21 protein-coding genes are annotated in these 21,754 nt (G+C 71.2%); 10 read left to right on the top strand and 11 right to left on the bottom strand.

Features of this window, described 5'->3' with window-relative positions:
* Positions 1-54 precede the first annotated feature (54 nt).
* The 5 genes from ABC270_RS17480 to ABC270_RS17460 all read right to left on the bottom strand — a co-directional run bounded on the left by ABC270_RS17480 (position 55) and on the right by ABC270_RS17460 (position 6,212).
* Positions 55-1,167, bottom strand: coding sequence for a phosphate ABC transporter substrate-binding protein PstS (locus tag ABC270_RS17480; protein WP_412881980.1), 1,113 nt, complete (start codon positions 1,165-1,167; stop codon positions 55-57).
* A gap of 344 nt (positions 1,168-1,511) precedes the next feature.
* A complete protein-coding gene (locus ABC270_RS17475) occupies positions 1,512-2,459 on the bottom strand; it encodes an NUDIX hydrolase (protein WP_412881979.1) in 948 nt (315 codons plus the stop codon).
* Positions 2,456-4,621 carry an RNA degradosome polyphosphate kinase gene (locus ABC270_RS17470; RefSeq protein ID WP_412881978.1) on the bottom strand — a complete coding sequence of 722 codons (2,166 nt, stop codon included), beginning with the start codon at positions 4,619-4,621 and terminating at the stop codon, positions 2,456-2,458. Before ABC270_RS17470 ends, ABC270_RS17475 begins: the two co-directional genes overlap by 4 nt.
* A gap of 89 nt (positions 4,622-4,710) precedes the next feature.
* Complete coding sequence (mshD, locus tag ABC270_RS17465; protein ID WP_412881977.1) at positions 4,711-5,532, bottom strand: mycothiol synthase; 822 nt, start codon at positions 5,530-5,532, stop codon at positions 4,711-4,713.
* Positions 5,529-6,212 carry a response regulator transcription factor gene (locus tag ABC270_RS17460; RefSeq protein WP_412881976.1) on the bottom strand — a complete coding sequence of 228 codons (684 nt, stop codon included), beginning with the start codon at positions 6,210-6,212 and terminating at the stop codon, positions 5,529-5,531. Before ABC270_RS17460 ends, mshD begins: the two co-directional genes overlap by 4 nt.
* A gap of 205 nt (positions 6,213-6,417) precedes the next feature.
* Between ABC270_RS17460 and ABC270_RS17455 the strand changes: the two genes are divergently transcribed.
* The 3 genes from ABC270_RS17455 (at position 6,418) to ygfZ (ending at position 8,508) form a co-directional block, all read left to right on the top strand.
* Positions 6,418-6,699 carry a hypothetical protein gene (locus tag ABC270_RS17455; protein WP_412881975.1) on the top strand — a complete coding sequence of 94 codons (282 nt, stop codon included), beginning with the start codon at positions 6,418-6,420 and terminating at the stop codon, positions 6,697-6,699.
* A gap of 136 nt (positions 6,700-6,835) precedes the next feature.
* Positions 6,836-7,438, top strand: a complete 603-nt coding sequence (locus ABC270_RS17450; RefSeq protein WP_412881974.1) for a heme-binding beta-barrel domain-containing protein — start codon at positions 6,836-6,838, stop codon at positions 7,436-7,438.
* Positions 7,438-8,508, top strand: a complete 1,071-nt coding sequence (gene ygfZ / locus ABC270_RS17445) for a CAF17-like 4Fe-4S cluster assembly/insertion protein YgfZ (protein ID WP_412881973.1) — start codon at positions 7,438-7,440, stop codon at positions 8,506-8,508. The genes ABC270_RS17450 and ygfZ overlap by 1 nt, the downstream gene beginning before the upstream one ends.
* 124 nt (positions 8,509-8,632) lie before the next feature.
* Here ygfZ and ABC270_RS17440 read toward each other — a convergent pair whose 3' ends face one another.
* Positions 8,633-9,412 (bottom strand): class I SAM-dependent methyltransferase, encoded by a 780-nt coding sequence (locus ABC270_RS17440; RefSeq protein WP_412881972.1) that lies wholly within the window; start codon positions 9,410-9,412, stop codon positions 8,633-8,635.
* Positions 9,413-9,456: 44 nt separating this feature from the next.
* On the opposite strand from ABC270_RS17440, the gene ABC270_RS17435 reads away from it, so the two are divergent.
* Positions 9,457-10,203, top strand: coding sequence for a phosphoglyceromutase (locus tag ABC270_RS17435; protein ID WP_412881971.1), 747 nt, complete (start codon positions 9,457-9,459; stop codon positions 10,201-10,203).
* 94 nt (positions 10,204-10,297) lie between these two features.
* On the opposite strand, the gene ABC270_RS17430 is transcribed toward ABC270_RS17435, so the two are convergent.
* Together ABC270_RS17430 and phoU are read right to left on the bottom strand one after the other, a co-directional pair.
* Complete coding sequence (locus tag ABC270_RS17430; RefSeq protein ID WP_412881970.1) at positions 10,298-10,846, bottom strand: P-loop nucleotide/nucleoside kinase family protein; 549 nt, start codon at positions 10,844-10,846, stop codon at positions 10,298-10,300.
* Between the two features lie 71 nt (positions 10,847-10,917).
* Complete coding sequence (phoU, locus tag ABC270_RS17425) at positions 10,918-11,589, bottom strand: phosphate signaling complex protein PhoU (RefSeq protein WP_412881969.1); 672 nt, start codon at positions 11,587-11,589, stop codon at positions 10,918-10,920.
* 158 nt (positions 11,590-11,747) lie between these two features.
* Between phoU and ABC270_RS17420 the strand changes: the two genes are divergently transcribed.
* The gene (locus ABC270_RS17420; protein WP_290133714.1) at positions 11,748-12,914 is read left to right on the top strand and encodes a sensor histidine kinase; all 1,167 of its coding nucleotides are present in this window, start codon (positions 11,748-11,750) and stop codon (positions 12,912-12,914) included.
* Positions 12,911-13,591, top strand: coding sequence for a response regulator (locus ABC270_RS17415; protein WP_412881968.1), 681 nt, complete (start codon positions 12,911-12,913; stop codon positions 13,589-13,591). The genes ABC270_RS17420 and ABC270_RS17415 overlap by 4 nt, the downstream gene beginning before the upstream one ends.
* Before the next feature lie 147 nt (positions 13,592-13,738).
* On the opposite strand, the gene ABC270_RS17410 is transcribed toward ABC270_RS17415, so the two are convergent.
* A complete protein-coding gene (locus ABC270_RS17410; protein WP_412881967.1) occupies positions 13,739-14,356 on the bottom strand; it encodes a hypothetical protein in 618 nt (205 codons plus the stop codon).
* A 159-nt stretch (positions 14,357-14,515) separates the two neighbouring features.
* Between ABC270_RS17410 and ABC270_RS17405 the strand changes: the two genes are divergently transcribed.
* The 4 genes from ABC270_RS17405 (at position 14,516) to rlmB (ending at position 18,771) form a co-directional block, all read left to right on the top strand.
* The gene (locus ABC270_RS17405) at positions 14,516-14,998 is read left to right on the top strand and encodes a CarD family transcriptional regulator (RefSeq protein ID WP_412881966.1); all 483 of its coding nucleotides are present in this window, start codon (positions 14,516-14,518) and stop codon (positions 14,996-14,998) included.
* A 49-nt stretch (positions 14,999-15,047) separates the two neighbouring features.
* Positions 15,048-16,211, top strand: coding sequence for a 2-C-methyl-D-erythritol 4-phosphate cytidylyltransferase (ispD, locus tag ABC270_RS17400; protein WP_412881965.1), 1,164 nt, complete (start codon positions 15,048-15,050; stop codon positions 16,209-16,211).
* 111 nt (positions 16,212-16,322) lie between these two features.
* On the top strand, positions 16,323-17,732 hold the full coding sequence (gene cysS, locus ABC270_RS17395) for a cysteine--tRNA ligase (RefSeq protein WP_412881964.1): 1,410 nt from the start codon (positions 16,323-16,325) through the stop codon (positions 17,730-17,732).
* Between the two features lie 28 nt (positions 17,733-17,760).
* Entirely contained in the window at positions 17,761-18,771 is a 1,011-nt protein-coding gene (gene rlmB / locus ABC270_RS17390) for a 23S rRNA (guanosine(2251)-2'-O)-methyltransferase RlmB (protein WP_412881963.1), read from the top strand.
* A 305-nt stretch (positions 18,772-19,076) separates the two neighbouring features.
* On the opposite strand, the gene ABC270_RS17385 is transcribed toward rlmB, so the two are convergent.
* Together ABC270_RS17385 and ABC270_RS17380 are read right to left on the bottom strand one after the other, a co-directional pair.
* Entirely contained in the window at positions 19,077-20,378 is a 1,302-nt protein-coding gene (locus ABC270_RS17385; RefSeq protein WP_412881962.1) for a DUF4032 domain-containing protein, read from the bottom strand.
* 103 nt (positions 20,379-20,481) lie between these two features.
* Positions 20,482-21,582: an ABC transporter ATP-binding protein gene (locus tag ABC270_RS17380; RefSeq protein WP_412881961.1), complete on the bottom strand. Its 1,101-nt coding sequence runs from the start codon at positions 21,580-21,582 to the stop codon at positions 20,482-20,484.
* Positions 21,583-21,754 lie beyond the last annotated feature (172 nt).

Below are 21,754 nucleotides of genomic sequence, written 5' to 3'. Positions count from 1 at the left end.
AGTGCCCGGACGCCGGTCGTGGTGGGTGGGACCGGCGTCCGGGCGCTCAGGGCGTTACTTGATGGAGGCGACGGCCTTCGCGGCCTTCTCCATAAGGTCGCTGGAGAGGGCGGCCGACTTGGCCTCCTTCGCGGCGGCGTCCTGCGCGTCCTTCGAGACGACGTAGTCGAGGTAGCCCTTCACGAGATCACCCTTGGCCGAGTCCTTGTACTCCTGGCATGCGATGGCGTAGGAGACGAGGACGAGCGGCCACGCGCCGTCCGCGGTGTCGGTGCGGTTGATGTCGATCGCGAGGTCGTTGTCCGCGCGACCCGAGACCGTCTTCGAGTCCGCGACGACCTGCGCGGCGCCGTCGGCTGAGATCTCGGTGGCCTTGTCGCCGACCATGAGCTTCGCCTTGTCGAGCGAGCCCGCGCCGGAGTCGTCGATGTAGGTGATGGCGTTCGAGGCGCTGGCCATGGCCGAGGCGACACCAGAGGTGCCCTTGGCAGAGTCACCGATCTGGAACGGGAAGGTCTGGCTCGGGTCCTTGCCCCAGGTGTCGCCGGCGTTCGCGTCGACGTACTCGGAGAAGTTCTGCGTGGTGCCCGAGTCGTCCGAGCGGTGCACGACGGTGATGTTCGCGTCGGGGAGCGAGGCGTCCTTGTTGAGGTCCTTGATCTCCGAGGCGTTCCACTTCGTGATCTTGCCGGAGAAGATGCCCGCGATGGTCTTCGCGTCGAGGGTGAGGTCCTTGACGCCGTCGACCTTGTACGCGATCGCGATCGGGGAGATGTACACCGGGATGTCGATCGCCTTCGAGTCCGCGGCGCAGTTCGCGAACGAGCCCGAGAGCTCCTTGTCGGACAGGGCGGCGTCGGAACCGGCGAAGTCCGCCGCACCCGAGATGAAGTTCTTGCGGCCGGCGCCCGAACCGTCGGGCGAGTAGTTGACCGTCACGCCCGAGGCGACGTTCTGGAACCCGGCGGTCCATGTGGCCTGCGCGGTCTGCTGCGCGGAGGAGCCCGAGCCGGTCAGCGTGCCGGAGAGCTTCGAGTAGTCCGTGCCCGAGCTCGACGAGGCGGAGGCTCCAGCGCCCGCGCCGCCTTCGTTCGAGGCGCAGGAGGACAGCGCGACGGCGCCGACGACCGCGATCGCCGCGACCGTGCCGATTCGCTTGATGTTCACAGGGGTCCCTTCGGGAATGTCAGTGCAGGTGGGACCGCTGCTGGTCCCTCGGGCCGGTGCTGACCCGGGAGCGACTGTAGGGACGACAGATGACCCGGGAGGTGCCCGCGGGTGAACGGGAGGTGAACGAGGCCTTGCCCCGCCCGCGGCGTGCGGACACGCTCGCTGCGCGGATGCAGGATCGGGTCACCGCGCCCAGGCGCAACGCATGCGTTCGCATGGTCGCCCGGTCCGTGTCGGAGCGGTGTGCGAGGACCGGCCTGGAGGCACGGATCACCGCTGCCACGCTGCTTCCGTGACGGCGTGGTCGGCCCGGACCGTCGCCGGGCGAGCTCGTCGGGTCGCTACGACGCGATCGTGTTGCGGTGCGTCTCGACGGCGACGAGCTTGCCGCCGGCGATGTGCATCACGGCGAAGTCGCCGACGGAGAGCATGGCCGCACGCCGGAGGTCGAAGTGGCGGCTGCCGTCCGCGGTCGCGCCGGCGATGCGGGCGATGATGTCCGGCAGCACCGGACCGTGCGAGCACAGGACCGTCGACTTCGCCTTGTCGATCCGCCGCAGCACGACGCCCTTCACGTTCGCGGCTCCGCGGTCGTGCGCGTCCTGGCTGATGTCCGGCGTCGACTGCACCCCGACCTTCGTCCGGGCGGAGAGCGGCTCGACGGTCGCGAGGCACCGCGCCGCCGTGCTCGACACGATCTTCTTCGGCCCGAACGCGGCGACCGGCGCGGCGACGGCCTTCGCCTGCGAGCGCCCGACGGGCAGGAGCGGCCGGGTGGCGTCCGGGCCGTCCCAGTCGGAGCCGGGGACCGTCTTGGCGTGCCGGAGTGCGATGAGCGCGAACGTCTTGTGCTCACCGGCAGCAGCGCGGTCGGCGAAGCGGTCGAGGATCTCGACGTCCCGGTCGTACGTGAGCCGGCCACGGGCGTCGTCGATCGACACCCACTCGACGGCGGCGACCTCGTCGTTGGGGTGGAACTTCCCGGCGCGCTCGAACTCCTTGTTCGACACCCGCGCCGACCAGTAGTGCACGACCTTGTCGCGCCCGTTCGGCAGCACGTACTCGGCGGTGCCCAGGGGAGCGCCGAGGTGCACCCGGTAGCCGGTCTCCTCGTCGATCTCGCGCACGGCGGTCGTCGGGACGCTCTCGCCCGGGTCCACCTTGCCCTTCGGGAAGGAGACGTCGTTGTGGTGCCCGCGGTGGATCAACAGCACCAGCGGCCGTCCGTCCTGCTCGCGCCAGACGACGGCTCCTGCCGCGACGACGGGACCGGTGGGACCGCCGCTCACCGAGTCGAGCGCTTCCGGGCCGAGATCTTGCGCATGAGGACATTCTGCACGTCCTGCAGCGGGCGCCCGTCAGCGTCGGTCGAGTGGCGCGTCCACTCGCCGTCGGACTCCAGGTGCCAGGAGCTCGTCTCGTCCGCCATCGCGAGGTCGAACATGTCCTGCACCTCGGCCACGTGCTCCGGCGCTGACAACCGCACGAGGGCCTCGACGCGGCGGTCGAGGTTCCGGTGCATCATGTCCGCCGAGCCGATGAAGACCACCGGGTCGCCGTCGTTGTGGAACGCGAACGCCCGCGAGTGCTCGAGGTATCGCCCGACGACGCTGCGGACGCGGATCGTCTCGCTGACGCCCTCCATCCCCGGCTTGAGCGAGCAGATCCCGCGCACCCACACGTCCACCGGCACACCCGCCTGGCTCGCGAGGTAGAGCGCGTCGATGATCTGCTCGTCGACCATCGAGTTCACCTTGATGCGGATGCCCGACGGCTTGCCGGCCCTGGCGTTGTCGGCCTCGGCCTGGATGCGCTTGATGAGCCCCTTGCGCAGGTGCAGCGGGGCGACGAGGAGCCGCTTGAACTTCTTCTCGATCGCGTAGCCGGACAGCTCGTTGAACAGACGCGTGAGGTCCTTGCCCACGGTGTCGTCCGACGTGAACAGACCCATGTCCTCGTAGATGCGCGAGGTCTTCGGGTTGTAGTTGCCCGTGCCGATGTGGCTGTAGTGCTTGAGCGTCCCGCCCTCCTGCCGGATGACGAGCACGAGCTTCGAGTGCGTCTTCAGCCCCACGAGGCCGTACACGACGTGCACGCCGGCCTTCTCGAGCTTCCGAGCCCATGTGATGTTGTTCTGCTCGTCGAAGCGCGCCTTGATCTCGACGAGCGCGAGGACCTGCTTGCCCGCTGCGGCCGCGTCGATGAGGGCCTCCACGATGGGGCTGTCGCCGGACGTGCGGTACAGCGTCTGCTTGATGGCCAGGACGTTCGGGTCGGCCGCGGCCTGCTCGAGGAACGCCTGCACGCTCGTCGCGAAGGACTCGTACGGGTGGTGCACGAGGACGTCCCGGGCCTTGATCGCGCCGAAGAGGTCGGGCTTGGTGTTCGGTTCGCCCGGCTGGAACTGCACGGGCGTCGTCGGCACGTGCTTCGGGTAGTGGAGGTCCGGGCGCGCGATCTTCGCGATCTCGAACAGGCCCCCGAGGTCGAGCGGCGACGGAAGCCGGTAGACCTCCTGCTCGGTGATGTCGAGCTCGCGGACGAGCAGGTCGAGCGTCACCGGGTCCATGTCCTCGGTGATCTCGAGCCGGATCGGCGGACCGAACCGACGACGGAGGAGCTCGCGCTCGAGGGCCTGGATGAGGTTCTCGGCCTCGTCCTCCTCGATCTCGACGTCCTCGTTCCGGGTGACCCGGAAGACGTGGTGCTCGAGGACCTCCATCCCCGGGAACAGGTCGTCGAGGTGGTTGGCGATGAGGTCCTCGAGCGGGATGTAGCGCTCGCGCCCGGACCCGTCGTCGGGCAGTGCGATGAACCGGGAGAAGTTCTGCGGCACCTTCAGGCGCGCGAACTCCTGCCGCTGCGACTTCGGGTTGCGTACCCGCACCGCGAGGTTGAGCGACAGCCCGGAGATGTACGGGAACGGGTGTGCCGGGTCGACCGCGAGCGGCATGAGCACCGGGAAGATCTGCTCGTTGAAGTACTCGCGCATCCGGAGACGGTCGGCTTCGTCGAGGTCGGACCAGTGCTCGATGTGGATGCCGGCGGCGTCGAGGTCCGGCTTGAGCGAGTCCATGAACGCGTGCGCGTGCCGGTCCTGCAGCTCGTGGGCCTTGCGTGCGATGTCCCGCAGGACGTCGCTCGGGGCGCGGCCGACGTTGGTCGGGACGGCGATCCCGGTGTCGATGCGACGCTTCAGGCCGGCGACCCGGACCATGAAGAACTCGTCGAGGTTGGAGGCGAAGATCGCGAGGAAGTTCGCCCGCTCCAGCAGCGGCTGCGTGCGGTCCTCACCGAGCTCGAGCACCCGCTGGTTGAACCGGAGCCAGCTGAGCTCACGGTCGAAGTAGCGGTCCGAGGGCAGCGACTCGTGCTCGACCTCGACGACCTCGTCGAAGTCGTCGAGGTCCGGTGCGACGGAGTCGCCGTCGAGCTGCGGTTCGGTGTCCATGCCCACATCCTGCCACCCGCGGCCTCCGCGACGAGGGCGGCACGTAACGGCTGTGGAAACGCCGCGTGAACGGACCGACCGTGCAGGGATCAGGGAGCGGCGTACTGCACGTCGATCGCGTGCTGGGCGAACCCCGAGCGGCGGTAGAGCGCGAGTGCCGGCTCGTTGTCGCCCTCGACGTAGAGCGCGGCAGCGTCCAGACCCCGCCCGACGAGCCGCCCCCAGCCCGCACGCATGAGCACGCCGCCGAGCCCGCGGCCCTGCAGGTCGGGTCGGACGGCCACGGCGTAGAACTCCCCGACGCCGTCCTCGACCTTGAGCCAGCACGACGCGGCGAGGACTCCCGAGGCGTCGCGGAGCAGCAGCAGGTCGTCCGCGGAGAACCACGGGTCCGCCTCGCGGGCGTGGAGGTCCTCGAGGGTCATCCGGCCCTGCTCGGGGTGGTGCGCGAACGCGGCGGCGTTGAGGTCGAGCCACGCTGCCTCGTCGTCCGGGTCGCCCGCCCGGAACGCCGTGAGCGACCAGCCGTCCGGCGCCGCGGGGTCCGGTGCGGTGGTCGGGATCGGCGCGCGGAGTTGGAGCAGGGTCCGCACGGCGCGCCAGCCGAACCGTGCGGCGAGTGCCCGCGCGGCCGGGTGGTCCCCGTGCGCCCACGCCAGCCGGGGCGCAGACGACGACCCGTCGGCGGCCCCGTCGCCCAGCGCGAGCGCCTGCTCGACGAGCGTGGTCCCGAGGCCGCGGCCACGGGCCTCCCGGCGGACCGCGACCTCGAGCTCTCCGTCGCGCACCACGGCGACCCCCTGCTCGTCGCCGATGACGGTGGCGCGCCCCGCGCGCACGTCGACCAGGGTCTGGTCGGAGAACGGCCGGGGCTCGCCCGCGACCGTGAAGGCGTCGAGCGCGACGGTCACTGGCCGGCCAGCCGGTCGGCCTCGTCCTCGTAGACGTTGAAGCGGTAGCCCACGTTCCGGACCGTGCCGATGAGCGACTCGAGGTCGCCGAGCTTCGCGCGGAGTCGTCGGACGTGCACGTCGACCGTGCGGGTGCCGCCGAAGTAGTCGTAGCCCCAGACCTCGCTGAGGAGCTGCTCGCGGGTGAACACGCGCGAGGGGTGCGTCGCGAAGAACCGGAGGAGCTCGAACTCCTTGAACGTGAGGTCGAGCGGCCGCCCTCGGACCTTCGCCGAGTAGCTGGCCTCGTCGATGACGACGCCGGAGGCCTGGATCTTCGTGCTCGCCGGCTGCTTCGCGGCACGACCGGCCGCGAGCCGGATGCGCGCGTCGACCTCGGCCGGACCGGCTGTCTCCAGGACGACGTCGTCGACGTTCCACTCGCTGTTCACCGCGGTCAGACCGCCCTCGGTGACGACGAGCACGATGGGGGTCGGCGATCCGCTCGTCAGGAGGATCTTGCAGAGGGCCTTCGCGCCCACGAGGTCGACCCGGGCGTCGACGAACACGAGGTCGCTCTGGGGCGCGTTGACGAGCTGGGCGGCCTCGGCGGGGACGTGGCGGATCCGGTGGCTCAGGAGACCGAGACTCGGCAGGACGTCGCCGGGCGCGGCAGAGGTGAGTACCAGGAGCTGGGCCACAGGACCTCCAGAGCGTGGGGGACGTCGTGGACACATCCTAGTGATGCTCGGGAAGCGCCCTGCCGTCCGGGCGGACGGTGCGGGCGCGGACGGTGCGGGCACGGCGCGGACGGCGCGGACGGTGCGGGCACGGCGCGGACGGCGCGGACGGCGCGGACGCGGGCGTCGGCCGCCCGCTCCTCGCCGCGCCTGTCATGATGGGCGCGTGACCGAGCCCGTGCAGCCGACCGACCAGCGTCGCCTCAGACTGACGTCCGTGCTCCCCGTGTGGCTGCTCGCCGTCGTCGGCGCCGTCCTCGTCATCACGCTCGCGCAGAAGGACTCGTTCGCCTGGCTGCTGCTCGTCTTCGTCCTGTGCGTCCTCGTGAGCTTCGTGCTCCAGCTCATCACCGCGACGAAGGACGGCCTGGTCGAGCGGATCAGCATCGCGTCGTCCGGGGCCTTCGTCGTCGTGCTCGTCACCGCCGTGGTGCTCCTGGCGCGTTGAGCCCGTCCGCGTAGACTCGCAGCATGGATTCGCTGCTTGCGCTCGAGCTCTTCTACGTGGGCCTCCTCGGCCTGGCGTCGCTCGCGATCGCGTTCGTCTCGGTGACCGTGATCGTGAAGCTGTTCAAGGGTCAGCGTTGATCGAACTGCCCAAGGGGCTCGCGCCCGAACTCGTCCCGCTGTCCTGGCTCGTCGGCGTGTGGGAGGGCACCGGCGTCGTCGAGTACCCCGTCGGCGACGAGGGTGAACCGCGGAAGTACGACTTCGGCCAGCGCGTGAGCTTCAGCCACGACGGCCTGCCCTACCTCAACTACTCCTCCACGACGTGGCTGCTCGACGACGAGCACACCCCGCTCGCGGCGGAGATGGGCTACTGGCGGCTCGACCGGCCGCACGAGCCGGGCGACCGCGGCCCCGCGATGCTGCTCGGCGACGGACCGACCCCGTTCGGCACGACCCAGAGCGTCGAGACGCTGCGGAACGCGACCGACGGCTTCGACATCGAGGCCGCGATCGTGCACCCCACGGGCGTGAACGAGCTCTACGTCGGCCGGGTGCTCAAGGGTCGGATCGACCTCGCGACCGACGCCGTGATGCGCTCCCCGAACGCGAAGGACTACTCGGCGGCGACCCGGCTGTACGGCCTGGTCGAGGGCAAGCTCTTCTGGGCGTGGGACATCGCGGCGCTCGGGCAGGAGCTCACCTCGCACGCCTCGGGGCAGCTCGCGAAGGTCGACTGATGACGACGCCGTTCGCGTCGCGTCCGGGGTTCGTCGCTGGTGACCACGGGGTGGCCGCGCACTACGGCAACCCGCTCGGTGAGCAGCGGCTGCTCGAGCGCGGCCGGGCCGTCGTCGAGCTCGGGCTCGGCGTCGTCACGGTCGCGGGCCCGGACCGCCTGTCCTGGCTCAACTCGATCACCTCGCAGCTCCTGACCGGCCTCCGGCCCGGCGTCTCCACCGAGACCCTCGTGCTCGACGCCTCGGGCCGTGTGGAGCACGCCGCCCGCGTCGTCGACGACGGTGCGACCACCTGGCTGCTCACCGAGCCCGAGGACGCCGCACCGCTCGCCGGGTGGCTCGACTCGATGCGGTTCATGCTGCGCGTCGAGGTCACCGACCGGTCGGCGGACTTCGTCACCCTGGGCCGGTTCGCCGGGGCCGTCGGCCCCGCGGACGCCGCGGTCGAGTGGGTCGACCCGTGGTCGGAGGTCGCGCCCGGCGGGTGGGGCTACGCCGCCCAGGAGGCACACCCCGCCTCCGACTGGACCCTCCGGATCTCCGTGGTCGCCCCCGGCACCGCCGCCGCGATCGCCGCGTCCGACGTCGCCGCCGCGGGACTCCTCGCGTACGAGGCCCTGCGGATCGCTGCCTGGCGCCCGTCGCTGTCGGACGTCGACGAGCGCACGATCCCGCACGAGCTCGACTGGCTCCGTTCCGCCGTGCACCTGTCGAAGGGCTGCTACCGGGGGCAGGAGACGGTGGCGAAGGTGCACAACCTCGGGCACCCGCCGCGTCGGGCGGTCCTGCTGCACCTCGACGGGTCCGACGCCGTGCTGCCGGCACCGGGCACGCCCGTGCTGCTCGACGAGAAGGAGGTCGGGCGGCTCTCGGCGTCCGCGGTCCACCACGAGCTCGGGCCGATCGGACTCGCGGTCGTCAAGCGCTCCCTCGACCTCGACGCGACCCTGACGCTGCACGCCGACGACGTCGTCGTGACCGCGGCGCAGCAGGTGATCGTGCCGCCGGGCGCCGGTGCGACGGCGAACGTGCCGCGCCTGCCCCGACTCGGAGCCGTCCGGCGCTCGTAGCCGCGCACAGTCCGTCCTGCTCCACGAAACGCGCGCGTTTCGACGTCCCACCCGTCGATCCCGGCGCGCATTGTCGAAACGCGCGCGTTTCGCCTGACCCGACCGCAGACCGCCGTCGAGCCGGTCAGGCGTCCACGGGCGCGACGGACGCCCACGGCACGCTGAGCTCGCCGAGTCGCCACCGGGTGGCCCCGTGCAGTACCGGCCAGCCGCGGTCCCGCATGCCGCCGACGGCCGCGAGCCACCGCTGCCTCGGCCCGTACGTGCTGATCGGTGCCGCGACGGCCCATGCCAGGTCGAGGTCGCGCAGGAATTCGTGGATGCGCTCGCCGGGCACGTTCCGGTGGATGAGGGCCTTCGGCAGGCGTTCCGCCAAGACGCTCGGCACGTCGAGCCCGGTGAGCCGCAGCGACACGGTGAACGTCCGCGGGGCGACGTCGTCGAGGGTCACCCAGGAGGCCACCCGCCCCACCTCGTCGCAGGTGCCCTCGACGAGCGCACCGCCGGGCTGGAGACGGTCCTGCATGATCCGCCAGGAGCCGACCACGGCGGACTCGTCGTACTGCCGGAGGACGTTGAACGCCCGGATCACGGCCGGTCGTCGGCCGCCGGGCGTCGGGGTCTCGAAGCCGCCGAGCCGGAACGTGACGCCCTCGCGGGTGCCGGCGTTCGCGAGCGCCACCCGGTCGGGCTCGATCTCGATGCCGGTCACCTCGACGTCCGGCCGTACGCGGGCGAGCCGGTCGCGCATCTCGAGCGTCGTGGTCGGTCGGGCGCCGTAGCCGACGTCGGCGACGAGCGGGTCCGACGTCCGGCGGAGGACCGGGAGCGCGGCGATCCACCGGTCGACGCGGCGGAGCCGGTTGTACCCGGTGGTCCCGCGCGTCACGTTCCCGATGGGCATGGACCCAGGCTACCGAGGCGCACCCGCTCGGTAGACTCGGGCGCATGACCTCCACGCTCGTCCTGCTCCGTCACGGCAACAGTGACTGGAACCAGAAGAACCTGTTCACCGGTTGGGTCGACGTCCGACTCAGCGAGCTGGGCGAGAAGGAGGCGAAGCGCGCCGGCGAGCTCATCGCCGAGTCGGGCATCGTCCCCGACGTCCTGTACACCTCGCTGCTCACCCGGGCGATCCAGACGGCGGACATCGCACTGCTCGAGGCCGACCTCGCCTGGCTCCCGGTGAAGCGCGACTGGCGCCTCAACGAGCGCCACTACGGCGACCTGCAGGGCAAGGACAAGGCCCAGACGCTCGAGCAGTACGGCGAGCAGCAGTTCATGGAGTGGCGCCGTTCGTTCGACGTCCCGCCGCCCCCCATCGCCGACGACGCCGAGTGGTCGCAGGCCGGGGACCGCCGGTACGCCGGGCTCGGCGACCAGCTGCCGAGGACCGAGTCGCTCAAGCTCGTGATCGACCGGCTGCTGCCGTACTGGGAGTCCGACATCACGAAGGACCTCGGCGCGGGCAAGACCGTGCTCGTCACGGCCCACGGCAACTCGCTGCGCGCGCTCGTGAAGCACCTCGACGGCATCTCGGACGACGACATCGCCGGGCTCAACATCCCGACGGGCATCCCGCTCGTGTACGAGCTCGACGACGACTTCCGTCCGACGAAGCCCTCGTACTACCTCGACCCCGAGGCCGCGGCTGCCGGTGCCGCCGCCGTCGCCGCGCAGGGCGCGAAGAAGTAGCACCCGCACCACGACAGCACCCCGCACGACGACGAACGCCCCGCCGGACCCCGGCGGGGCGTTCGTCGTCGGCGCCGCCTGCGGGAGCAAACGCTCAGACGAAGTGCGACGCGATCTCCTGCACGAGGGCACCCACGTCGTAGGGCTTCGCGGTGTCGACGCGGACGACGGGGACGCCCGGCGACGCGACGGGGCCGGCCGTCGCGCCGTGCTCGTCCCAGAAGGCGAGCACCCCGGCGAGGTCCCCGTGCACGTCGTGCCGCACCGGGAGCGTGCCGGGCTCGTAGCGTTCCCGCAGCCGCTCGTCGGCGGTGGCGCGGTCGACGTCGCACCACACCTCGACGGCCCGCGGCGACCCGGCGGAGGTGAGCCCGGCCTCCAGGAGGTCGCGGTCACGGGACGGGAGCCAGACGGCGTCGAGGACGACCCCGTTCTCGACGGCCCGCGCCATCGACCACATCGTGTCCATGGCGATCGCGCCGAGGTCGCGCGAGGCGATCATCGGGCCGGCGATGTCCGCGAGCGGTTCCTTGATGCGGTCCTTCGACAGGAACGGGCAGCCGAGGACCTCGGCGAGGGCGGCGCCCACCGTGCTCTTGCCCGAGCCGGGCATCCCGTTGACGACGATCGCGACCTGAGCCATGCCACGATCCTCCCGTCAGAGCGGGGAGACCGCAAAACCGCCGGTCAGGTGACTCCGGCGATGACGGCGGCTCAGGCCGGTGAGGTCGTGACCGAGGCCGCGCCGGCCCAGTCGCCCGTCGCCAGGTACTCGACCTTCTTCGCGATGGACACGGCGTGGTCGGCGAAGCGCTCGTGGTACCGCGAGGCCAGGGTCGCGTCGACGGTGTCGACGGGGTTGCCCTTCCACGTCTCGCCGAGCACGAAGTCGAAGACGCTCGCGTGCAGCTCGTCGACGGCGTCGTCCTCGTCGCGGATCTCGGCGGAGAGCGCGATGTCCTCGGTGGCGAGCAGCCGGGTGAGCTTCTGCGCCATCGCGACGTCGTGCGCGCCCATCTTCTTGAAGGTGCCGCGGAGGCCCTTCGGCACGACCTTCTCCGGGAAGCGCTGGCGGGCGAGCTGCGCGATGTGCTCGGCCATGTCGCCCATGCGCTCGAGCGAGGAGCTGACCCGGAGCGCGGTGACGACGACGCGGAGGTCGCGGGCCACGGGCGCCTGGCGGGCGAGGATGTCGATCGCGACCTCGTCGAGTTCGTTCGCGGCCTCGTCGATCTTGGCGTCGTCGGCGATGACCTCCTCGGCCAGCGCGACGTCGGACTCGCTGAAGGCCTGGGTGGCCCGGGTGATGGCGGACTCGACGAGCCCGGCGATCTCGGTCAGTCGCTCCTGGACGTCCTGGAGTTCCTGCTGGAACACTTCGCGCATGGGGGATGTGCCTCTCGTTGCGGTACCGCACGAGTGTCGTCACCGCAGGTGAACGGACGGTGACGTGCGGTTGAACGTCTGACCGGACGAGGCCGGAACCGCGCGGAACCGCGGTGAACGGCGTCCGAACCGGGCATGACCATCCCTACACTGACGGCATGGACAACGCGTGGCTCGTGCCACTGTCGATGCTCCTCGGCGGGGTCTTCGGCGCGGGCGTCGTGGTGCTGATCATCACCGCCGAGCGCACGGCTCGTGCGGCCGACGTCGCGGAGCGGACGCTCCCGGACGGCGTCGCCGCGGTGATCGCCACGATGCACAACCCCGCCGTGGTCGTCGACCCCTCGAACACCGTCGTGGCGGCGTCGCCGCAGGCGCTCACGGTCGGGCTCGTCGTGCGCCGACGGCTCGTGCACAAGGAGCTCCGTGACCTCGTGGACCGCGTGCGCGCGAGCGGTGAGATGGGCTCCGAGGACATGGAGCTGCCCCGCGGTCGGCACGGGGAGCTGATCGGCTACCTGAGCTTCCGGGCGGCGCAGCTCGGCAACCGGTACGTGCTCGTGACGGCCGACGACCTCACCGAGAGCCGCCGCATCGACGAGGTCCGGCGGGACTTCGTCGCGAACATCTCCCACGAGCTGAAGACGCCGATCGGCGCCATCGGCCTGCTGTCGGAGACGCTCGTGGCCGCGGCCGACGAACCCGAGCACGTGCGGAAGTTCGCCGCGCAGCTCGTCACGGAGTCCGAACGGCTCGGCGCCCTCACCAAGGACATCATCGAGCTGTCCCGCCTGCAGTCCGTCGACGCGCTCGAGTCCAGCGAGGAGACGTCGATCGACCGCATCGTGCAGGCCGCCGTCGACGCCAACGAGGTCGTCGCCCGCGCACGCGACATCGACATCGTGCGCGCGAAGAAGACGAAGCTCCGCGTGATGGGCGACCCGGGCCTCCTGCAGGTGGCGGTGTCGAACCTCATCGCGAACGCCGTCAAGTACTCGCCGGACCACACCCGTGTCGGCGTCGGCGTCCGGAGCACGAAGGGCTTCGTCGAGATCGCGGTCACCGACCAGGGCGTCGGCATCCCCGAGGCCGACCTCGATCGCGTGTTCGAGCGCTTCTACCGCGTCGACCCGGCTCGCTCGCGGGCCACGGGCGGCACCGGCCTCGGCCTCGCCATCGTCAAGCACGTCGTCGGCAACCACGGCGGCGACGTGCGCGTCTGGTCGCAGCCCGGCAAGGGCTCGACCTTCACCATCCGCCTGCCCGAGGCGGACACCGACCTGACCACCGCACTCGAAGAGCAACTGGAAGAGCAGCCATCGTGACCAAGATCCTCATCGTCGACGACGAGCCGGCCCTGAGCGAGCCCCTGGAGTTCCTGCTGCAGCGCGAGGGGTACGAGACCTCCGTCGCCGCCGACGGCGTGACCGCGCTGTCGAAGTTCGATGCCGAGAACCCCGACCTCGTGCTGCTCGACCTCATGCTGCCGGGGCTCTCCGGCACCGAGGTCTGCCGGCAGGTCCGCACCCGGTCGAACGTGCCGATCATCATGCTGACGGCGAAGGACTCCGAGGTGGACATCGTGGTCGGGCTCGAGCTCGGCGCCGACGACTACGTGACGAAGCCGTACTCGACCAGGGAGCTGCTCGCGCGCATCCGAGCGGTGCTCCGTCGTCGCACCGAGGACGACCCGGGGGACTCCGGCATCCTGCAGGTCGGCGGCATCCGGATGGACGTCGAGCGCCACACCGTGTCGGTCGACGGCTCGGAGACGCCGATGCCGCTCAAGGAGTTCGAGCTGCTCGAGCTGCTGCTCCGGAACGCCGGGCGCGTGCTCACCCGCGGCCAGCTCATCGACCGCGTGTGGGGCTCGGACTACTTCGGCGACACGAAGACGCTCGACGTGCACATCAAGCGGCTGCGCTCGAAGATCGAGCGGGTGCCGAGCGCGCCCAAGGTCCTCGTGACGGTCCGCGGCCTGGGCTACCGCATCGAGGCGTAGCGGGTCGCGTCCGCCCCGCGGCAGTGTCGCAACGCACCGGAGGCGCGGTGCCGGTCTCGGGGACCGGCACCGCGCCTCCAGGCGGTCGCCCTGTCCGACGGGAGTTCCGGGTCGGACGGGCGCTCGGGGTCGGACGGGCGCTGTGCGCTACGGGTTGATCGGGGCCTCGGTCGTCGCATCGCCCGACGGCTCGTCGGTGCTGCGCGAGGTCGCGCCGTCGGAGGGCTCCGTCGTCTCGCTCGGCGCCGAGGTCGGGGCGAGCGTCGCGTACTCCTCCTGCGCGGTGGTCAGGACCGGCACGTTCAGGGAGACGCCCTCGGCGCCCGAGTACGAGAAGTACACCTTGACGAGCGAACCGGGCTTCGCGTCGGCCTGGTCGAACACGACGTCCGTGCCGGCGGCCGCGGTGGAGCCCTGCGTGTCCTCGCCGTTCGTCTCGGTGCCCGGGGTCGGGGTGGGTGTCGCGCCGGAGTCGGACGCGGCGAGGTCCACGCGGGAGTTCTTCGGGACGTCGACCGTCTGGGTGTCGCCGCCGACCTCGATCGAGAGGGTCACGTCCTTCGAGTCGGAGTTGTTCACGAGCGTGCCGATGAAACGGGCGCTCTCGCCGTCGTCCGAGATGAGCAGGGCGTTGCGGATGTCGATCGAACCCGTCTTGGCGTTCACGCCGTCGGTGACCTGCTGGATCTCGGCAGTGCCGACCGGCGAGACGAACTCGCACCCGGTGGCGCCGAGCGCGATGGTTGCCGCAACGGCGACGGACACGAGTACCCGAGCTCGCAAGAGATTCCTCCGGAAGATCACGTTTGGGGACCGGACGGTCCGACCCCATCCTAGCGATCACCTGGGAGGGCGAGTGCCCAGGGCCCCCTTACCCGAACACCCCTTGTGGTAAACTGGGTGTCTCGGAACGGAGCCTGATACATGCAATTCGAGGTCGGCGAGACCGTGGTCTACCCCCATCACGGGGCGGCAACCATCTCAGAAGTCAAGACGCGCGTCATCAAGGGTGAGGAAAAGGTCTACCTGAAGCTGCGCGTGACGCAGGGTGACCTGACGATCGAGGTCCCGGCGGACAACGTCGACCTGGTCGGTGTGCGCGACGTGATCGGCAAGGAAGGGCTCGACAAGGTGTTCAAGGTCCTCCGGGCACCGTTCACCGAGGAACCCACCAACTGGTCCCGCCGGTACAAGGCGAACCTCGAGAAGCTCGCGTCGGGTGACGTCATCAAGGTCTCCGAGGTCGTCCGCGACCTCTGGCGTCGCGACCAGGACCGCGGGCTCTCCGCCGGTGAGAAGCGCATGCTCGCGAAGGCCCGGCAGATCCTGATCTCCGAGCTCGCGCTGGCCGAGAAGACCGACGAGGACAAGGCATCGACCGTCCTCGACGAGGTCCTCGCCTCCTAGCGCGTCCGAAGCACTGGACACCACTGCGACCGCTCTGCTCCCCTCCGGGGTGAGCAGGGCGGTCGTCGTCGTCGCGGCAGGGTCGGGCACCCGGCTCGGCATCGGCACCGCCAAGGCCTTCGTCCCCGTGGCGGGGCGCGTGATGCTGGCGCGGGCGCTCGAGCCGCTGTTCACCCTCGAGTCGCCGACCCTGGTCGTCGTGGTCGCCCCGGCGGCGCTCCTCGACGAGTGTCGGGCGCTGGTCGCCGCGGTCGCGGGCGCCGCGGTCGCGTACACCATCGTCGTCGCGGGAGGGGCTGATCGCCACGCGTCGGTCCATGCCGGCCTGGCAGCGTTGCCCGACTCGGTCGACGTCGTGCTCGTGCACGACGCGGCGCGGTGCCTCACCCCGGCGGCGCAGTTCGAGCGGGTGTTCGCCGCAGTGTCGACGACGGGCGACGGGGTGGTCCCGGCGCTGCCGGTCGTGGACACCGTGAAGCGCGTCGACGGCGACGTCGTGCTCGAGACCGTGGACCGTTCGGCGCTCGTCGGGGTCCAGACGCCCCAGGGCTTCCCGCTCGCGGCACTCCGGCGGGCCTACGCGGTGTCCGAGCGGTCCGAGACCGACGACGCCGGGGTGTTCCAGGCGGCCGGGCGCACGGTGCGGTCCGTCCCGGGTGACGCGGACGCCTTCAAGATCACCACGGCGTGGGACCTCGGTCGAGCCGAGGCACTCGTCCGGTCGCGCGACGGCTCGGACGGGGTCGGCGTCCGGGTCGGCCTCGGCGTCGACGTGCACGCGTTCGACGACAGCGCACCCTGCCGCGTCGGTCTGCTCGACTTCCCGGGGGAGCCGGGCCTCTCCGGGCACAGCGACGGGGACGCGGTGTCGCACGCGGTGTGTGACGCGCTGCTCTCCGCCGGCGGGCTCGGTGACATCGGCGGGCGGTTCGGCACCGCCGACCCGCGGTACGCCGGTGCGACCGGGGACGTCTTCGTGGCCGGCGCCGTGTCGCTGCTCGCCGACGCCGGGCTCGTGCCGGTGTCGGTGACCGTGCAGGTCGTCGGCAACCGCCCACGCATCGGCGCCCGGCGCACGGAGATGCAGGACGCGCTGGCGGCCGTCGTGGGTGCTCCCGTCGCCGTGTCCGGCACGACCACGGACGGCCTCGGGTTCACCGGTCGCGGAGAGGGGCTCGCCGCGATCGCGACCGCCGTCGTCCGGCAGGCCTGACGGACCGCGGCAGGGCTGACGGACCGCGGCTGGCATGACGGACCGCGGCTGGCCTGACGGACCGCGGCAGGCCTGGCGGATCGCGGCGGGCCGGCGTCCTAGGCTTGGGGCGTGACCGTTCGCCTCCACGACTCCCGCGCCGCCGCCGTCGTCGACCTCGTGCCCCTGGTCGACGGACACGTGAGCGTCTACGTCTGTGGACCCACGGTGCAGTCGTCGCCGCACATCGGGCACCTCCGCTCGGCACTCGTCTACGACATCTGGCGCCGGTGGCTCACCTACCGGGGCTACACGGTGACCCTCGTCCGGAACGTCACGGACATCGACGACAAGGTGCTCGACCTCGCGGCCGGCACCGACGAGGAGTGGTTCGCCCGCGCCTACCGCGTCGAGCTCGAGTTCACGGCGGCCTACCGGGCGCTCGGCATCCTCCCCCCGACCTACGAGCCCCGCGCGACGGCGAGCGTGCCGCAGATGCACGAGATCATCGAGCGGCTGATCGAGCGTGGCCACGCCTACGCCGCGCAGGACGGCTCCGGGGACGTCTACTTCGACACCGGCAGCTGGGCCTCGTACGGTGCGCTCACCCGGCAGCGCCGCGAGGACATGGTCGACGCCGCCGACGCCGACCCCCGGGGCAAGCGCGACCCCCGCGACTTCGCCCTCTGGAAGGGCCGGAAGGACGGCGAGCCCGAGACCGCGGTGTGGGAGAGCCCCTGGGGCCCCGGCCGTCCGGGCTGGCACATCGAGTGCTCGGCGATGAGCCGGCGCTACCTCGGCCCGGCGTTCGACATCCACGGCGGTGGGCTCGACCTCCGTTTCCCGCACCACGAGAACGAACTCGCGCAGTCGACCGCAGCGGGCGACCCCTTCGCGACGTACTGGCTGCACAACGGCCTCGTGACCGTCGACGGCCAGAAGATGTCGAAGTCGCTCGGCAACTCGATCTTCGCGGCCGACTTCCTCGCGTCCGCGCGCCCGGAGGTCGTCCGGTACTTCCTCGGCGCCGCGCACTACCGCTCGTCGATCGACCACCACGAGGGGTCCCTCGCCGAGGCCGAGGCGGCGTACGACCGCATCGCGGGGTTCCTGACCCGGGCCGCTCCGCGGCTCGAGGGCGTCCGGCTCCGCGAGGCACCGGGCGTCCCGGACGCCTTCGCCGAGGCGATGGACGACGACCTCTCGGTCCCGCAGGCCCTCGCCGTGCTGCACGAGACCGTCCGTGCCGGGAACGCCGCACTCGACGCCGACGATGCGGACGCGCTCGGACTCGCGTACCATCAGGTGGCCGCGATGGTGGAGGTGCTCGGCATCGACCCGCGAGCGGCCCACTGGTCGAGCGGCGGTCAGGACACTGCGGCCGCCCCGCTCGCAGCCCTCGTCGAACGCCTCGTGCAGGAGCGTGCCGACGCCCGGGCCGCACGGGACTTCGCGACGGCCGACCGCGTGCGTGACGACCTCGCCGCCGCGGGCATCACCATCGAGGACACCGCAGCGGGTACACGCTGGAGCATCGCCTGACCACGGCCGTGCCGAACAGGAGCTGAGCATGAAGAACGTTTCCGGGAGCAAGAAGGGCCGTCCGGGCGCCGTCCGGTCCGGCCGCAAGGGCAACAAGCAGGTCGGCTCCGGCGGACAGGGCGCCCAGGCGCTCGAGGGGCGCAAGCCGACGCCGAAGGCCGAGGACCGTCCGTACCACCCGGCAGGCAAGCGCAAGGCGGCCAAGGAGCGGCTCGAGGCCGCCCGCGGACGCCACGGTGCGTCGAGCGCGCCGCAGCAGCGCACCGGCCGTCCGCCGCAGCGCAAGAGCGACGACTCCGAGCTGGTCACCGGTCGGAACTCCGTGCTCGAGGCGCTCCGCACGAAGACGCCGTCGACGACGCTCTACGTCGCGTCCCGCATCGAGGTCGACGACCGCGTCAAGGAGATCCTCGCGCTCGCCAACCACCGCGGCGTCCCGATCATCGAGCTCATGCGTCCCGAGCTCGACCGCATCACCGGCCACGACAGCGTGCACCAGGGCGTCGCGCTCAAGGTCCCCGCGTACGAGTACGCCGTGTCCGAGGACATCGTCGAGCGGGCCTTCGCCAAGGACGAGGTCCCGCTCATGGTCGCGCTCGACGGGATCACCGACCCGCGCAACCTCGGGGCGATCATCCGGTCGACCGCGGCGTTCGGCGGGCACGGGGTCATCGTGCCGCAGCGTCGTTCCGTCGGTGTCACCGCGAGTGCGTGGAAGACCTCCGCCGGTGCCGCGGCCCGGACCCCGGTCGCCATGGCGCCGAACCTCACACAGACCCTGAAGTCGCTCAAGTCGATGGGGCTGTTCGTGCTCGGCCTCGACGGCGACGGCGACGTGGAGCTCGACGGCCTCGAGCTCGCCGACCGGCCCATCGTGATCGTCGTCGGCTCGGAAGGCAAGGGGCTGTCGCGCCTCGTCACCGAGACCTGCGACGCGATCGTCTCCATCCCGATCTCCTCGGCGACCGAGTCGCTCAACGCGGGCATCGCGGCGAGCGTCACCCTGTGGGAGGTCGCGCGCCGCCGTCGCGCCGCCTAGCGACGCGAGCTGTCGCAGAGCGCGCCGCGCCCAGCGCATCCGACTGGAGGCCCGGTGCGGGTCCGCGAGACCGGCACCGGGCCTCCAGTCCGTCGGGGGCGACGCACCTGCGCGACGCACCTGCGCGACCAAGAGGTAGGCGAGCCGCCCGTCCGAGCGCCCCGAGGTTCCACGACTCGCGCCTGCGTCGCCGAGGTTCCACGGACCGGACCGGACGGCGCGGAGATGCCGAGATTTCGGAACCTCAGCGCACAGCTCGGTCCTCGGCGCACCGCCCCGACGCCGGGGCGCCAGCGGCGCGGGCGTCAGACGCCCGCGCGCCAGTCCTCGACGTCCTCGTCGGCGTCCACGTCGTCGTCCAGCCCGACCGGCAGCGGCATCGAGGACGTCGGCGGATTGATGAGCAGCCGCTCGTCACGGCGGTGCCGGAGCACGTCGTTGATGTAGGCGGTCGTGGCTTCGGGCAGCGAGACCGCGCGCTCCTCGGCCTGCGACATGAACCAGCGGTGCTCGAGCAGCTCGTGGAACACCTCGGCGGGCTCCAACCGTCCGCGCAGGTCGCGGGGGATGGACCGCACCACGGGCTCGAACACCCGCGACACCCACTCGTGCGCGACCATCTCCTCGTCGAGGGCCTCACGGCCGTTCCGCGCACGGTAGGCGTCGAGGTCGTTGAGCAGCCGCCGGGCCTGGTTCTCCCCGGCGTCGAGGCCGGTGAGCCGCAGGAGTCGGCGCTGGTGGTGCCCGGCGTCGACGACCTTCGGCTGGATGCGCACCTGCGAGCCGCCCTCGGTCGTGTGGATCGAGAGCTCCTCGACGTCGAACCCGAGCGCGTTGAGCCGCTCGACGCGGTCGTTGATCCGCCAACGCTCCTTGATGTCGAACTGCTCGGTGCCGGTGAGCTCCTTCCACAGCGTGCGGTACTGCGCCACGATACGGTTCGAGACGTCCACCGGGTCGGCGTTCTCGTCGAGCCGACCACCGGCTTCGAGGTCGAGCAGTTCGCCGGCGATGTTCACCCGCGCGACCTCGAGGTCGTTCTCGCGCTGCCCGTTCGAGAGGCCGCCGGGGTAGAGCTTCCCGGTCTCGGCGTCGACGAGGTAGGCCGCGAAGGCTCCCGCGTCGCGGCGGAAGAGGGTGTTCGAGAGCGACACGTCGCCCCAGTAGAACCCGATGACGTGCAGGCGGACGAGCAGCAGTGCGAGGGCGTCGACGAGACGGGTGGCGGTCTCCGGGCGGAGGGTCTGCGAGTACAGCGCGCGGTACGGCAGCGAGAAGCGCAGGTGCCGTGTGACGAGGACGGGGTGGAGGGGCTCGCCGTCGGCGTCGACGCGGTTCGTGATGACCGCGACCGGATCGACGCACGGCACGTCCATGCGCTGCAGGGTCCGGAGCATCTCGTACTCGGCGCGCGCGACCTCCTCGCCCGTCTCCTTCACCGCGGCGACGTACCCGCTGAGGTGCACGAAGCGCACCAGGTGCCGCGAGATGCCCTTCGGCAGGGCGACGATGACGTCGTCCGGCCAGTCCTCGAGCGGCTGGTCCCACGGCAGGTCGAGGAGGCCGGGGTCGACGGTGGCGGCGGTGATGGACAGGGAGTCGGGCACGGTTGGCTCCTGGTGGTGCGGTGGCCGGTGACGTCCCGGCAGTCTGACAGACGGGAGGCGCGGTGCCAGCTGGCACCGCGCCTCCTGTTCGGCTGTTCCGGCGTTACGCGCTGACGACGGCCTTGTCGTCGAGGCGGTCGCCCGACTCGGTGTCGAAGGCGTGCACGTGGCCCTGCTTCGGCGAGATGACGATCGTGTCACCGATCGACGGGTGCGAACGGCCGTCGACGCGGGCGACGATGTCGGTGCGCTGGCCGTTCACGTCGGCGTGACCGTAGAGGTAGCCGTCGGCGCCGAGCTCCTCGACGACGTCGACCGTGACCGGCAGACCCTCGCCCGAGGCCGAGACGATGACGTCCTCGGGGCGGATGCCGACCGTGATCTGGCCGGCGCGGGCGTTCGACAGGGTGTCGCGGTCGATGGCGTGGTTCAGCGTGCCGAACTTGATGCCGCCCTCGACGACGTCGGCCGGCAGGAGGTTCATGGCCGGCGAGCCGATGAAGCCGGCGACGAACACGTTGTTCGGCTTCTCGTAGAGGTCACGCGGGGAGCCGACCTGCTGGAGGATGCCGTCCTTGAGCACCGCGATGCGGTCGCCCATGGTGAGCGCCTCGGTCTGGTCGTGGGTGACGTAGACCGTGGTGACACCGAGGCGGCGCTGCAGCGAGGCGATCTGGGTGCGGGTCTGGACGCGGAGCTTGGCGTCGAGGTTCGACAGCGGCTCGTCCATGAGGAACACCTGCGGCTGACGGACGATCGCGCGGCCCATCGCGACGCGCTGACGCTGACCACCGGAGAGGGCCTTCGGCTTGCGGCCGAGGTACTGCTCGAGGTCGAGGAGCTTCGCGGCCTCCTGCACGCGCTGCGCACGCTCTTCCTTGCCGACGCCGGCGATCTTGAGCGCGAAGCCCATGTTCTCGGCGACGGTCATGTGCGGGTACAGCGCGTAGTTCTGGAAGACCATCGCGATGTCGCGGTCCTTCGGCGGGACGTCGGTGACGTCGCGCTCACCGATGCGGATCGCACCGGAGTTGACCTCTTCCAGACCCGCGAGCATGCGGAGGGAGGTCGACTTGCCGCAGCCCGAGGGGCCGACGAGGACGAGGAACTCGCCGTCGGCGACGTCCAGGTCGAGGGAGTCGACCGCGGGGCGGGTGCCTCCGGGGTAGAGACGGGTTGCCTTGTCGTAGGTGACGGACGCCATGAGCGTTCGGTCCTTCCTTCACCGGCAGGTACGTGCCGGACGATCCGTAGTGAAGCGGTTGCCCGTGGGGGCCCCGGATGGTCGCCGTCGACCATCGATGCTCATACAACACGACTTCCCCGAGGAGCGCCAGTGCCTCTCGGCTGGTTGGGTGGTTCCCAGAGCGCCCCAC

This window comes from Curtobacterium phoenicis (genome assembly GCF_047238015.1).
In the GTDB taxonomy this organism is placed as follows: domain Bacteria; phylum Actinomycetota; class Actinomycetes; order Actinomycetales; family Microbacteriaceae; genus Curtobacterium.
The sequence above is the reverse complement of the archived record's forward strand: the minus strand, read 5'-3'. Positions and strand labels throughout refer to the sequence as shown.